Here is a 13,255-nt window from a genome sequence, read left to right as displayed (position 1 = left end):
CCGATTTATTGTGTCGCCCCAGGGTTAATCTGACCGCTGATAGCCATACAGATATTTCGCCACCAGCATCAGCGTGGTGAGCACCGCCGGAATGGCGAGGAATGAGAAGACATCGGTGATATTCCAGCCCATCGACAGCATCTGTGCCCCGGCAAAAGCGCTGAGGATAGCCCCGATACGACCAACGCCGTGCATCCAGCTGGAACCGGTCGCACGGGCATGGGTCGGATAGTAGCTGGCGGATAATGCATTCATCCCGGTATTGGCACCGTTCAGGCAGAAACCGCTGCAGAAAGCGATGGCGCTCAGCACCCATGCGTCCGGCGGAGCGTAGCCGATACAGACCGTGGCAATTGCACCGGTAAAATAGATAGCCGCCAGCGCCAGGTTGGCGTTAAAACGGTCCATCATCCAGCCCGCAAACAGTGACCCGACGGTACCCCCCGCCTGGTACATCGCCGTAACCAGCGCTGCCTGCGTCACCGTCATTCCCACATCCTTCACCAGCGAGGGTAGCCAGGAGCCGATCAGATAGACGAGGAACAGCCCCATAAAGTAACTGCCCCACAGCATCATGCTGCCAAAAGCGTAGCGGCGCGATAACACCACTTTTATCGCCCCTTCACTGGCGACACTTTCACTGCGCGTAAAGCGGCTCTCATCGCTCACGCAGCCAGGATGCATCTTCTGCACAATGGCGCGGATCTCAGCGGCGGGTGCGTTGCGCGTCATCATAAAGCGCACCGATTCCGGCAGCCCGCGTAGCAGCAGAGGCACCAGCAACAGCGGCAGAACCCCACCCAGCACCAGCACCGCGTGCCAGCCAAAATTCGGGATCAGCCACGAGGCGGCAAACCCGCCGGTCGCCGCACCAAAGGTAAAACCGCAGAACACCACGGTGATCAGGAAGGCGCGTTTGCGCTCCGGGGAGTATTCGGCCACCAGGGTACCGACATTGGGCATCGCTGCGCCCAGCCCAAGCCCGGTCAGGAAGCGAAACAGCATAATCTGGTCGAGGTTTTGCGAAAACGCGGTCGCCAGCGTCCACAGGCCAAAGAAGAAGACGCTGCTGATGATGATGACCCGGCGGCCAAAACGGTCTGCCAGCGGCCCGGCAAACATTGCCCCCAGCGCCAGGCCGATCAGCGCAGCGCTGATCACCGCGCCAAGCTGGTGATTGGTCACGCCCCAGGCAGTTTTCAGCGCAGGAGCGATAAAGCCCATCAGCGCAATATCCATACCATCCATGGCAACCACGGCAAAACTCAGGGCGATAATCCGTTTCTGATAGCGACTCAACGCCCCCTGATTAATCAACGCACGGATATCGATCGCTGCGCTACTGTCCACATCGCACTCCATAGCTGGCCTGGGTCAACCCCGGCCAGATGATGTCGACTCGCTGAGGTTTGATTTAAAAAAGTGGCGGCTATCATAACGGATTGTTATGGAATTCTCCTGCCAGTTTTGTTCGTTTTTTCACGGTAATACGAACAAAAAGCCTGGTTAACCGCAAAAAGGCAGTTCGCCTGTTTTTTCTGCGGTTTTATAATCTGCCGATATAACCCCCAGGGCTTATCCGCATAAAAAGTGATGAATACGGCCATATAGCCGGTAAATGTTAATTAAAATTTGCAATAAGGTTAACAAAACGCTCAGATAGATCTTGCCAGTTTATCGCCGCCCTCATTACTCTGCGTTATGGACAAAAAATATCAGTTTAATCAGCGCATTCGTCTGCGCCATCTGCATACTTTCGTCGCTGTTGCTCAACAGGGGACGCTGGGCCGTGCCGCCGAAACCCTGTCCCTCAGCCAGCCTGCGCTGTCAAAGACGCTCAATGAGCTTGAGGAGCTGGCGGGCGTGCGTCTGTTCGAACGCGGGCGTCTCGGAGCCCAGCTCACCACCATGGGGGAACAGTTTCTGACCCATGCGGTGCGCGTGCTCGATGCGCTCAATCATGCCGGGCAGTCATTTAATCTCCCGGTGAAGCAAGACCCCGAAGTGTTACGCGTTGGCGTTTTGACCACCGTGGCGCTGGGCATGCTACCGTCAATTCTCGATCGTTTTCACCAGCAGCAGCCGCAGGCTATCGTCCAGGTGGCAACGCTGCACAATAATGTGCTGATTGCGGCAATTAAGGCGGGAGAGTTTGATGTCGGCATTGGCCGCATGGCCGATCCGGATTTGATGACCGGGTTAACCTATGAACTGCTGTTCCTGGAGTCGATGCGGCTGGTTGTGCGTCCCGATCACCCGCTCTTAAGTGACAACGTCACCTTGTCGAAGGCACTGTCGTGGCCGGTGGTCATCTCTCCGGAGGGCACAGCACCACGGCGCGTGGCGGAAGCAATGTTGAAGGAGCAAGGCTGCCAGCTGCCCGGCTCGCTGGTCGAAACCTCTTCGACCTCCCTCGCCCGCCAGCTGGCGCTGCGCTACAACTATGTTTGGTTTGTGCCATCCGGCGCCATCAAAGAGGATCTGCTGCACAACTCGCTGGCCGCACTGCCCATTGCCCCACATGGCCCGGGGGAGCCGGTCGGCATTATGACCCGCTCCGGCAGCAGTCTGACGCTGTGTGCAGAGATTATGCTGGCGACCATCCGTAAATCCCACTCCGGCTAACGGCTGCGTTTGGCGTGACGCTCGCGGTTTTCCAGCCGCGCCTGCTCGCTTTTACGCAATCCGACATAGCAGGCTCCCTCGCCGCCATCATGAGTGCGCGCACAGCAAAAGGCCTGTACCTGCTCCAGCTGCGGTAGCCAGCGCATCAGATAGCTGCGAATAATATTGGCGTGCGAACGATCGTCACGCCCTTTGCCGTGAACGATCAGCAGATTACGCAGCCCGTGATGCTCCGCCTGCAGAATAAACAGATACAGCGCCTGGCGGCACTGTTCAACGCTCTGACGAATCAGATTGAGATTGGCCTGCGGCGGGTATTTGCCGAGGTAGAGTTTATCCAGCACCCCCTGCTGGATGCCTTCCGCCTTATATTCCAGCGGCACGGTAAGCGGAACAATATCCAGCAGCCCGCTGGTCAGGGGGTTGTCTAACTGCAGATCCTGCTTGCGCGGTGCGGTGGGCTTAGGGCTCTTCATCCACACGACGTTGCTGCACTCTTTCAGCGGTTTGACGTCTTCCATCGCGTTTTTAAACAGATCCAGCTCATCAAGGTTGATGGTCATACTCACCCCCGGTCATTATCAAGTCGTGACCCTATTCGGCCAGAGCTGTGAGTTTAGCAAAAATCCGCCCGCGGTCACCTCTGTTGTTCAGGGGATAAAATGATGCAAAAGGGCATAAGGGCGAGAGAATTGGCGATAATACCCCCTTTAACTACGGGTATTTTACACCGCGTTCACATTGATATTCCTTGACAATAACATCCCCATTTTTATTGTGCCTAAAACTGCTCAGATGAGTTTCATTCTGTAAGCGAAAAATGGTAAATTGATGTCAGTCAATTATCATCGAGCGTACATCATGATTCAGGAAAAGCGAATTGTTACCCGACGCATTCAATCAGGTGGTTGTGCTATTCACTGCCAGGATTGCAGCATCAGTCAGCTATGCATTCCCTTCACGCTTAACGAGCACGAACTGGATCAGCTCGATAATATCATCGAGCGAAAAAAACCGATTCAGAAAGGCCAGACGCTGTTTAAAGCCGGTGATGAACTGAAATCACTCTATGCGATCCGTTCAGGAACCATTAAGAGTTACACCATCACCGAACAGGGTGATGAGCAGATTACCGGTTTTCACCTTGCCGGTGACCTGGTTGGATTTGACGCCATTAGCGCCAGTTCTCACCCCAGCTTTGCCCAGGCGTTAGAAACCGCCATGGTGTGTGAAATCCCCTTTGAAACCCTGGACGACCTATCCGGTAAAATGCCCAGCCTGCGCCAACAGATGATGCGCCTGATGAGCGGTGAGATTAAAGGTGACCAGGAAATGATCCTGCTGCTGTCAAAGAAAAATGCCGAAGAGCGCCTGGCTGCGTTTATTTATGGCCTGTCACGTCGCTTTGGCCAGCGCGGCTTCTCGCAGCGTGAATTCCGCCTGACCATGACCCGTGGCGATATTGGTAATTACCTCGGTTTGACGGTTGAAACCATCAGCCGCCTGCTCGGTCGCTTCCAGAAAAGCGGCATGCTGGCAGTGAAAGGCAAATACATCACCATTGAAAATCATCAAATCCTCTCGGAGCTTGCGGGCCAGAGCCACACGGTTGCCTGATAATTGCCGGGTCAATATTTGTTATTTTATTGATCCGGCAACAACTTTTCCTCTTTTTCCTTTGCCGCGATTGGGCTATCTTTAAACTGACACGCTCAGTGTAAGGAGAAATCGTTATGGCTCAGTATCAAAACATTCTTGTGGCTATCGACCCACAGCAGGACGATCAGCCTGCACTTCGCCGTGCTGTCTATTTGAATCAGCGCCTTGGCGGTAAAATTACCTGTTTTCTTCCTATTTACGACTTCTCCTACGAGATGACTACCCTGCTCTCCCCTGATGAACGCATCACCATGCGTAAAGGGGTGATCAGCCAGCGCACTGAGTGGATCCGCGAGCAGTCGCAGGCCTACCTCGCGGCCGGAGTGCAGATTGATATCAAAGTGATCTGGCATAACCGCCCGTACGAAGCCATTATCCAGGAGGTGCTGAACAACCAGCACGACCTGGTGATTAAGATGGCCCACCAGCACGACCGCCTGCAGGCGGTGGTCTTCACCCCGACTGACTGGCACCTGCTGCGCAAGTGCCCCTGCCCGGTTTGGATGGTCAAAGACCAGGCCTGGCCGGAAGGCGGTAAAGCGGTGGTAGCGGTTAACCTTGCCAGTGAAGAACCTCATCACGATCCGCTGAATACCAAGCTGGTGAAAGAGACGCTGGAACTGGCGGAACGCGTCAACCATACCGAAGTGCATCTGGTTGGCGCATACCCCGTCACGCCAATTAACATCGCGATTGAACTGCCGGACTTCGATCCCAGCGTGTATAACGATGCGATTCGCGGTCAGCATTTAGTGGCGATGAAAGCGCTGCGCCAGTCCTTTAGCATTGATGAAAAATTTACTCATGTTGAAAAAGGCCTGCCGGAGGAAGTCATCCCTGACCTGGCGGAACATCTGGATGCGGGTGTGGTGGTGCTGGGAACGATTGGCCGCACCGGGCTGTCCGCGGCCTTCCTTGGCAATACCGCCGAACAGGTGATTGACCACCTGCGCTGCGATCTGCTGGCGATCAAACCCGACGGCTTCACCTCACCGGTTGAACTGGATGACGACGAAGACGATTAAGCTTGCTTAAAGGGTTCAGGCGGCCCCGCAGGCCGCCTTTTTTATGCCGTTTCCGGCAGCTCTTTTTTCAGCAATCCCAGGATCAGCGCCGTCAGCAGCGATCCCGCCGCAATCGCCAGCAGATAGGCAGCGAGGTTGGCGATGACATTGGGAATAAACATCACAAATATCCCCCCGTGCGGCGCGCGTGAGGCACAGCCAAACGCCATCGAGAGTGCCCCGGCCAGCCCGGAGCCCGCCACGATAGCCGGGATCACGCGTAACGGATCGGAGACCGCATAAGGGATCGCCCCTTCGGTGATAAACGACAGCCCCAGAATCCAGGTCACTTTACCCGTTTCCCGCTCGCTGCGGCTGAACTTACGGCGGAACAGCAGCGTCGCCAGGGCAATACCGAGTGGGGGTACCATTCCCGCCGCCATGCAGGCCGCGATAGGCCCGTAGATGCCGCTCGACATCAGCCCGATGGCGAACATACAAACGGTTTTATTCAGCGGACCGCCCATATCAAAAGCCACCATCATGCCAAACAGTAAGCCGAGTATCGCGGAGTTGGTGTGCCCGAGCGCATTCAGGAAGTCGGTCAGCCAGCCCAGCAGCAGCTTAATGGGTTCGCCAATTAGCCACACCATCAACGCACCGGTGATCAGCACGCTCAGCAGCGGGACAATCAGGATCGGCTTCAGCCCGGCTATCGCCTGCGGCAGTTTAATATGGCGCACAATCAGCAGCGTCACGTAGCCGGCGATAAACCCGGCAATCAGCGCCCCAAGAAAGCCGGAGCCGGTGTGAATAGCCATCATGCCGCCCACTGCGCCGGAGACAATGCCCATTTTTCCACTGATTGACTGACTAATGCCCAGCGCGAGTATCGGCAACATCAGGGCAAACGCCGAGCCGCCCCCAATATCCGCCAGCATTTTCGCCAGCGGGCTAAAACTGGCGTCCCCCGGCGTGGCTGCAGTAATGCCAAAAGAGAAGCTGAGCGCGATCAGTATCCCTCCTGCCACCACAAACGGGATCATCAGGTTCACCCCGGTAATCAAATGGACATAGACTGAGGAGAGCAGCGAACTGCTGCCTGCTGCGGCCTTCCCCGGCTCTTCGCTCAGGGTTTCAAGGCGATGCGGCACCAGTTCGCCACCGGTTATCGCATTCAGTAGTCCTTCAGCATCTCTGGCCGCACGCGCCACCGGAACCTCGATAATGTTTTTATGCTGAAAGCGCCCCATTTCGACTCTCTTATCTGCGGCGATCAGCACAATGTCGGCGGCCGCGATATCCTCCGCGCTAAGGATGTATTGACTCTCAATGGCACCCTGTGTTTCCACGCGCAGGGACAGGCCCAGTTTTCTCGCCGCTTTTTTCAGATTGCTTTCGGCCAGATAGGTATGGGCCACACCGGTAGGACAGGCGGTGATGGCAATGATATTCATGGATGTTCTCCGGTAATTATTGGTGTAGGGTCCGGCCGGAGTCTTATCTAAGCAGAGGCAAAACTGGAAAACACTACCAAATAGTGTCCCGGGCGCTGGACAACACCTGTACTCTCACAAAAAAACCGCGGGAGACCTTTATTTGCCTTAAATTAATAATGATTAATTCAAGTTCGCATTAACATTGCCAAATAAAGTCGCTAAACTATCGCCTTTCATTCACTCTGCAGGGATTGCCAGATTGGTTTCATTCTATCGCCTGTCACAGCGCCGCTTGCCCGCTCTGATCGCTATTCTGGCGGTACTGCTGCTGTTTATTGCGCCGGATGTTTCCAAAACGCTGGAGAGTTATCGCACCTCCGCCGGCAGCGAAATGAGTGCGCATCACCCTGTAGAGATGATGATGGATGGTATGTCCATGCCCGCGATGTCCAGCCACGCTGCGATGATGATGCACGCCGGTTCTGATGAAGCCATGCATCATGATATGGGCAGCGAGATGGGTATGATGGGCGAATTTGCCTGCGGTTACTGCCAGCTTCTGGTCCATATGCCGCTGCTGCTCTGCCTGTTTATCGCCTTTTTCTGGCTGATATGCCTGATTGCCTGCACCCCGCCCGCGTTAATTCTTCCCGCTTTTCACGTCACTTTCTTCCCCAGTATTTGCCAGCCTCGCGCCCCGCCGCTGCTTTAATTCCTTTCGCTGATTAATACAATTATTTTACTGCGGATAACTCCGTCGGAAAGCGTTGTCCTTTTTATATGTGCCCTGCACAGGACCACGCACGCCTGAATATTATTCCGGGCATCCAGACGAGTTATTTAGACAGAATTACCGTTTAAAAAGGAATTAAGCATGAAAGTCATTTACCTGCCGCTGTCGCTGTTAAGCGTGGCAATTATTGCTGCCTGCCCACATCTGGCCGCGGCGCATGATGTCGTGCCGGATGAGACGGGCGTGATGACCGTCACCGCGCCGCTGACCTCCCCGCTGGAGATTGTCACTTCGCCAAAAACCCCGCGCCAGCCGGTACCCGCCAGCGACGGCTCCGACTATTTGAAAACCATTCCGGGCTTTGCGCAGATTCGTAACGGTGGGACCAACGGTGACCCGGTGTTTCGCGGCATGTTCGGCTCGCGCATGCGCATCATGACCGACGGCGGTGAAATGCCCGGTGCCTGCCCGGCGCGCATGGATGCCCCCAGTTCATATATCTCCCCGGAGAGTTACGACCTGTTGAGCATCACCAAAGGCCCGCAAACCGTACTTTGGGGGCCGGGCAACTCGGCGGGCACCGTGCGCTTTGACCGTGAGCCGCCCCGCTTCGACCAGCCCGGCATTCAGGGCAACGCCAGCCTGCTGGGCGCGTCGAACAATCGCTGGGATCAGAGTGCTGACCTCAGCGTGGGCAGCGAACAGGGTTATCTGCGGGTGATTGGCAACCACTCTATTTCGCAGGACTACAAGGACGGCAACGGTGACCGCGTGCCGTCGCGCTGGAACAAATGGAACAGCGACGTCGCGCTGGGCTGGACGCCGGATAAAGATACGCTGGTTGAGCTGACTGCGGGGCGCGGCAACGGCGAAGCGCGCTACGCCGGGCGCAGCATGGATGGCTCCCAGTTTAAGCGTGAGAGCCTCGGCATGCGGGTGGAGAAATCGAACATCGGCGAGGTACTCGACAAATTTGAAGCACAGATGTACTACAACTATGCCAATCACATCATGGATAATTACAGCCTGCGCAGCCCGGGCAGCATGCCGGGAATGTCCAGCCATATGGATATGAGCATGCCGATGGCGATGCAGCTCGATCGCCGCACCGTTGGTGGCCGCTTTATGGGTACCTGGTTATGGTCTGACTTTGAACTGAAAAGCGGGATGGATATGCAAACCAGCACCCATCGTAACCGCAGGAATAACGACTGGCGCAAAGATGCCCGCTTTCACGATATTGGCGCCTTTGGTGAACTGAGCTGGAGCATTGACCCGCGCAATAAGCTGGTGAGCGGTGCGCGACTCGACCGCAGCTGGGTGGACAATTTTAGCGCTTCCGGCGAGGGTGCAAGGAGCGATACAATGCCCGCCGGGTTTATGCGGCTGGAACATACGCTGGATAGCCTGCCGCTGATGATGTATGCCGGGGTGGGCTATACGGAGCGTTTCCCGGATTACTGGGAGCTGTTCTCACCCAGCTACGGCGCAGACGGGCACAGCGCGGCGTTTGACACAGTGAAAGCGGAGAAGACCACCCAGCTGGATATCGGCGCCAAATATTCCGGCAAGCGCATGGATGGCTGGGTTTCGGCTTACCTGGGCCACGTCAGAGACTTTATTCTCTTCAGCTACGATCCGAACAACGCTTATGTCAGCCGCGCCGATAATGTCAACGCCACAATTATGGGCGGTGAAGCGGGCCTGAGTTATAAATTAACGGAGAGCCTGACTGCAGACGGCAGCCTGGCATATTCATGGGGGCAGAACGGCTCTGATCGTCGCCCGCTGCCGCAGATGCCGCCGCTGGAGAGCCGACTGGGTCTGACCTGGAAACAGGGAAGCTGGAGCACGACCGGCCTGCTGCGTATGGTGGGGCCACAAAATCGTATCGCGTTAAATGAAGGCAACGTGGTCGGCAAAGATTTCGAGCGCAGCGCCGGGTTCAGCATCTTTTCCGCCAATGCCGCGTATGAAGTGACGAAAAACGTCAAGATTAGCAGCGGCGTCGACAATATTTTCAATAAAGCGTACAGCGAGCACCTGAATCTGGCAGGCAACAGCGTATTTGGCTATTCCGCCAGTACCCCAGTGAATGAGCCAGGCCGCACCTGGTGGGCAAAAGTTAACGTTAAATTCTGAATCACCGTACAGGAGTACATAACATGTCACTATTTCCACCGGGCAAGAAACGCCGCCAGTTCTTTACCGCTCAGGCCTGCGTGCTGGTTTGCGCCATCATTGTGATGACCAAGGCGATGATTGGCGGAGCGATCAACGAGTACAATATGCCGTTTTCCACCTGGCCCGTTGAGCTGTATGTTTCAGAGTTCTTTATGATTACCATCTATAGCGTGGTCTTCACCCTGCTGCTTTCAGTGCCGCTGTGGTACTGGTTTATTGGCGAGCAGGATCCGTCCGCTAAATGATAAAAAAGGGCTGACCCAGCTAGCGGTCAGCCCTTACAGAACACATCCGGGCGGGGCATGCCCCGCCCCTACGATCTGTGTAGGGGTCAGGCATGTCATCGCCCAGACGCATATCGTAGGAGTCAGGCATGTCATTCCCCAAACACAGATCGTAGGGGTCAGGCATGCCTGACCCTGTTGTTACAGCGCTTTCAGAATTGCCTCGACGCTCTCTTTCGCATCGCCAAACAGCATCTGCGTGTTCTCTTTAAAGAACAGCGGGTTCTGCACCCCGGCATAACCGGTATTCATCGAGCGTTTAAACACCACTACGTTTTGCGCTTTCCACACTTCCAGTACTGGCATGCCCGCGATTGGGCTGCGCGGATCTTCCTGCGCTGCCGGATTAACGGTGTCATTGGCGCCGATAACCAGCACGGTGTCAGTGTCGGTGAAATCATCGTTGATCTCATCCATCTCCAGCACGATGTCATACGGCACTTTAGCTTCCGCCAGCAGCACGTTCATATGACCGGGCAGACGACCGGCAACCGGGTGAATACCGAAACGCACCTTGATACCGCGCTCGCGCAGTTTGGCGGTGATATCCGCCACCGGATACTGAGCCTGCGCTACCGCCATGCCGTAGCCAGGCGTGATGATCACCGAGGTGGAGTTTTTCAGCAGTTCTGCGGTGCCTGCGGCGTCGATTTCGCGGTATTCGCCCATCTCTTCACCTTCACCCGTTGAGCTGCTGTCGGTGCCGAAGCCCCCGGCGATCACGCTGATAAAGGAACGGTTCATCGCCTTACACATAATGTAAGAGAGGATCGCACCGCTTGAACCCACCAGCGCACCGGTCACAATCAGCAGATCGTTGCTGAGCATAAAGCCCGCTGCCGCCGCTGCCCAGCCCGAATAGGAGTTCAGCATGGAAACCACCACCGGCATATCCGCCCCGCCGATTGATGCTACCAGGTGCCAGCCAAATGCCAGCGCGATCAGCAGCATGACCACCAGCGCAAAGGTCTGAGCGCCAACGCTGTCGCTGCGCACGAAGATAATCAGCAGCGCCAGTGACACCACCAGCGCCAGCAGATTCAGCTTGTGGCGATGCGGCAGGGCCAGCGGTTTAGAGGAGATCTTGCCGCACAGCTTGCCAAATGCCACGATGGAACCCGTGAAGGTCACTGCACCGATAAAGATACCGATGAAGATCTCAGTCAGGTGAATGTTTTCCATCACCGGCAGCAGGCCCGGGCCGTGGTCCAGGTAGCTGTTAAAGCCAACCAGCACCGCCGCCAGGCCAACAAAGCTGTGCAGCATCGCCACCAGTTCTGGCATTTCAGTCATCTCGACTCTCTTCGCCAAACGGATGCCGATGGCGCCGCCAATCACCATCGCCAGCAGGATCCAGGCAACGTTGCCAGAGTCCGGGCCAAAGATGGTGACCACCAGCGCCAGCGCCATCCCGCTGATGCCAAAAATATTCCCCTGCTTAGAGGTTTCATGTTTAGACAGCCCGGCAAGGCTGCAAATAAACAGGATTGCAGCAACGATATATGCTGCAGTCACTAATCCGGAAGACATGGACTACCCCTTAGTTTTTACGGAACATTTTCAGCATGCGCTGGGTGACGGTGAAGCCACCAAAGATATTGATGCTGGCAATCAGCACCGCGACGAAGGACAGGAAGCTGACCCAGCCGCCGTGACCGATTTGCAGCACCGCGCCGACCACAATAATGCCGGAAATGGCATTAGTGACCGACATCAGCGGCGTATGCAGCGCGTGGCTGACGTTCCACACCACGTAATAGCCGACCACGCAGGAGAGCGCGAACACGGTAAAGTGGGAGAGGAATTCCGGCGGAGCAACGTTTGCCAGCCAGCCAAACAGCACGATAGCCAGCACGATCAGACCGTACTTGCGCATCGGTGATACGGGTTTAGCTGTGGGTTTCTCCACCTGAACCTGGGCCGCTGCGGCTTTCGGCGCGGCAGAAACCTGAATCGGTGGCGCAGGCCAGGTGACTTCACCCTCGCGGATCACCGTCACGCCACGCACCACCACATCGTCGAAATCAATGACGATGTTGCCATCTTTCTCTTTGCACAGCAGCTTCATCAGGTTCACCAGGTTGGTGCCGTAAAGCTGGGAAGACTGCGTTGGCAGGCGGCTTGGCAGATCGGTATAGCCAATAATTTTCACCCCGTTCGGGCTGGTGGTCACGGTATCCGCTACGGTCAGCTCACAGTTCCCGCCGTTTTGCGCGGCGAGATCGACAATCACGCTGCCCGGTTTCATTGAGGCGACCATTTCAGCCGTGATCAGCTTCGGCGCCGGTTTACCTGGAATCAGTGCGGTGGTGACAATAATGTCCACTTCTTCAGCCTGAGCGGCAAACAGCGCCATTTCAGCTTTAATAAAAGCTTCAGACATCACTTTGGCATAGCCGTCACCGCTGCCCGCTTCCTCTGCGAAATCCAGCTCAAGGAACTCGGCGCCCATACTTTGCACCTGCTCTTTGACTTCCGGACGCGTATCGAAGGCGCGCACAATAGCACCCAGGCTGCGTGCCGCGCCGATAGCGGCCAGGCCAGCAACGCCGGCGCCAATCACCATCACTTTGGCTGGCTGAACTTTACCGGCGGCGGTGATCTGCCCGGTGAAGAAACGGCCAAACTCGTGAGCGGCTTCAACAATGGCACGATAGCCGGCAATGTTAGCCATTGAGCTGAGGGCATCCAGCGACTGCGCGCGTGAAATACGCGGCACCGAGTCCATTGCCATCACGGTGACGTTGCGCGCTGCCAGCTTCTGTAGCAGCTCAGGGTTCTGCGCTGGCCAGATAAAGCTGACCAGCGTACTACCCGCGCGCGTTAAGGCGATCTCTTCATCAGTTGGTGCGTTAACTTTCAACACGATATCGGACTGCCAGACAGTGACGGAGTCGGTAATGGTTGCCCCTACCGCCTCAAAGGCTGCATCTTCGAAACTGGCGAGTTTACCGGCGCCGCTTTCAACCGCAACGCTGAAACCCAGTTTGAGCAGCTGTTCAACCGTCTTCGGCGTTGCTGCTGCGCGGGCTTCATTGGCCAACCGCTCTTTGGTAATACCAATAAGCATATTCTTCCCTTTCTTCAGAGAGTACGATGGTTTGTTCTCAAGATCCCGATCGATATGACCGAAACGCTAACTGTTGCAAACTGCTTATAACCTACTGAAAATATTTATTTCGATCCAGCCACCATCAGGCTTTTCGTAGACTAACCTATAAAAATTCAGTTTATAGTCCAATAAGCACTATTTTGGACCTGAATCACAGCCAATCAAACGCATAATGTGCTACGATATTTTTTAACAATTAGAGTAAATATGTAGCA

11 protein-coding genes are annotated in these 13,255 nt (G+C 55.7%); 6 read left to right on the top strand and 5 right to left on the bottom strand.

Annotated features, from left to right (window positions below; translation table 11 throughout):
- Positions 1-24: 24 nt before the first annotated feature.
- On the bottom strand, positions 25-1,350 hold the full coding sequence (locus ACLI4M_RS20465; RefSeq protein WP_133623701.1) for an MFS transporter: 1,326 nt from the start codon (positions 1,348-1,350) through the stop codon (positions 25-27).
- 351 nt (positions 1,351-1,701) lie between these two features.
- Here ACLI4M_RS20465 and ACLI4M_RS20460 point away from each other — a divergent pair, with 351 nt between their 5' ends.
- The gene (locus tag ACLI4M_RS20460; RefSeq protein ID WP_048916026.1) at positions 1,702-2,625 is read left to right on the top strand and encodes a LysR substrate-binding domain-containing protein; all 924 of its coding nucleotides are present in this window, start codon (positions 1,702-1,704) and stop codon (positions 2,623-2,625) included.
- Here the strand turns inward: ACLI4M_RS20460 and smrA are convergent.
- The gene (gene smrA / locus ACLI4M_RS20455; protein ID WP_048916030.1) at positions 2,622-3,182 is read right to left on the bottom strand and encodes a DNA endonuclease SmrA; all 561 of its coding nucleotides are present in this window, start codon (positions 3,180-3,182) and stop codon (positions 2,622-2,624) included. The genes ACLI4M_RS20460 and smrA overlap by 4 nt on opposite strands.
- Before the next feature lie 304 nt (positions 3,183-3,486).
- Between smrA and ACLI4M_RS20450 the strand changes: the two genes are divergently transcribed.
- Together ACLI4M_RS20450 and uspE are read left to right on the top strand one after the other, a co-directional pair.
- Positions 3,487-4,242 (top strand): FNR family transcription factor, encoded by a 756-nt coding sequence (locus tag ACLI4M_RS20450; protein ID WP_048916025.1) that lies wholly within the window; start codon positions 3,487-3,489, stop codon positions 4,240-4,242.
- Positions 4,243-4,358: 116 nt separating this feature from the next.
- The gene (gene uspE / locus ACLI4M_RS20445; protein ID WP_048916024.1) at positions 4,359-5,309 is read left to right on the top strand and encodes a universal stress protein UspE; all 951 of its coding nucleotides are present in this window, start codon (positions 4,359-4,361) and stop codon (positions 5,307-5,309) included.
- Positions 5,310-5,350: 41 nt separating this feature from the next.
- Here the strand turns inward: uspE and ACLI4M_RS20440 are convergent, their stop codons facing one another.
- On the bottom strand, positions 5,351-6,745 hold the full coding sequence (locus tag ACLI4M_RS20440) for a PTS fructose transporter subunit IIC (RefSeq protein WP_133623702.1): 1,395 nt from the start codon (positions 6,743-6,745) through the stop codon (positions 5,351-5,353).
- A gap of 241 nt (positions 6,746-6,986) precedes the next feature.
- Between ACLI4M_RS20440 and ACLI4M_RS20435 the strand changes: the two genes are divergently transcribed.
- From ACLI4M_RS20435 to ACLI4M_RS20425, 3 genes are all read left to right on the top strand, one after another.
- Entirely contained in the window at positions 6,987-7,439 is a 453-nt protein-coding gene (locus ACLI4M_RS20435; RefSeq protein WP_253539145.1) for a DUF2946 domain-containing protein, read from the top strand.
- Positions 7,440-7,601: 162 nt separating this feature from the next.
- Positions 7,602-9,602 (top strand): TonB-dependent copper receptor, encoded by a 2,001-nt coding sequence (locus ACLI4M_RS20430; protein ID WP_133623703.1) that lies wholly within the window; start codon positions 7,602-7,604, stop codon positions 9,600-9,602.
- 23 nt (positions 9,603-9,625) lie between these two features.
- Positions 9,626-9,889: a DUF2534 family protein gene (locus tag ACLI4M_RS20425; protein WP_099754091.1), complete on the top strand. Its 264-nt coding sequence runs from the start codon at positions 9,626-9,628 to the stop codon at positions 9,887-9,889.
- Positions 9,890-10,069: 180 nt separating this feature from the next.
- On the opposite strand, the gene pntB is transcribed toward ACLI4M_RS20425, so the two are convergent.
- On the bottom strand, positions 10,070-11,458 hold the full coding sequence (pntB, locus tag ACLI4M_RS20420) for a Re/Si-specific NAD(P)(+) transhydrogenase subunit beta (protein ID WP_133623704.1): 1,389 nt from the start codon (positions 11,456-11,458) through the stop codon (positions 10,070-10,072).
- 10 nt (positions 11,459-11,468) lie between these two features.
- Positions 11,469-12,998: a Re/Si-specific NAD(P)(+) transhydrogenase subunit alpha gene (gene pntA / locus ACLI4M_RS20415; RefSeq protein ID WP_133623705.1), complete on the bottom strand. Its 1,530-nt coding sequence runs from the start codon at positions 12,996-12,998 to the stop codon at positions 11,469-11,471.
- Positions 12,999-13,255 lie beyond the last annotated feature (257 nt).

Source organism: Erwinia sp. LJJL01 (assembly GCF_047300805.2).
In the GTDB taxonomy this organism is placed as follows: domain Bacteria; phylum Pseudomonadota; class Gammaproteobacteria; order Enterobacterales; family Enterobacteriaceae; genus Erwinia; species Erwinia aphidicola.
Note: the sequence above shows the minus strand (reverse complement) of the source record. Positions and strands in the feature narration are given on the sequence as shown.

Excerpts from the sequence above, each read along its gene's own strand:
- ACLI4M_RS20460 (WP_048916026.1), top strand. The coding sequence starts at position 1,702 with ATGGACAAAAAATATCAGTTTAATCAGCGCATTCGTCTGCGCCATCTG.
- ACLI4M_RS20450 (WP_048916025.1), top strand. The coding sequence starts at position 3,487 with ATGATTCAGGAAAAGCGAATTGTTACCCGACGCATTCAATCAGGTGGT.
- uspE (WP_048916024.1), top strand. The coding sequence starts at position 4,359 with ATGGCTCAGTATCAAAACATTCTTGTGGCTATCGACCCACAGCAGGAC.
- ACLI4M_RS20440 (WP_133623702.1), bottom strand. The coding sequence starts at position 6,745 with ATGAATATCATTGCCATCACCGCCTGTCCTACCGGTGTGGCCCATACC.
- ACLI4M_RS20430 (WP_133623703.1), top strand. The coding sequence starts at position 7,602 with ATGAAAGTCATTTACCTGCCGCTGTCGCTGTTAAGCGTGGCAATTATT.
- ACLI4M_RS20425 (WP_099754091.1), top strand. The coding sequence starts at position 9,626 with ATGTCACTATTTCCACCGGGCAAGAAACGCCGCCAGTTCTTTACCGCT.
- pntB (WP_133623704.1), bottom strand. The coding sequence starts at position 11,458 with ATGTCTTCCGGATTAGTGACTGCAGCATATATCGTTGCTGCAATCCTG.
- pntA (WP_133623705.1), bottom strand. The coding sequence starts at position 12,998 with ATGCTTATTGGTATTACCAAAGAGCGGTTGGCCAATGAAGCCCGCGCA.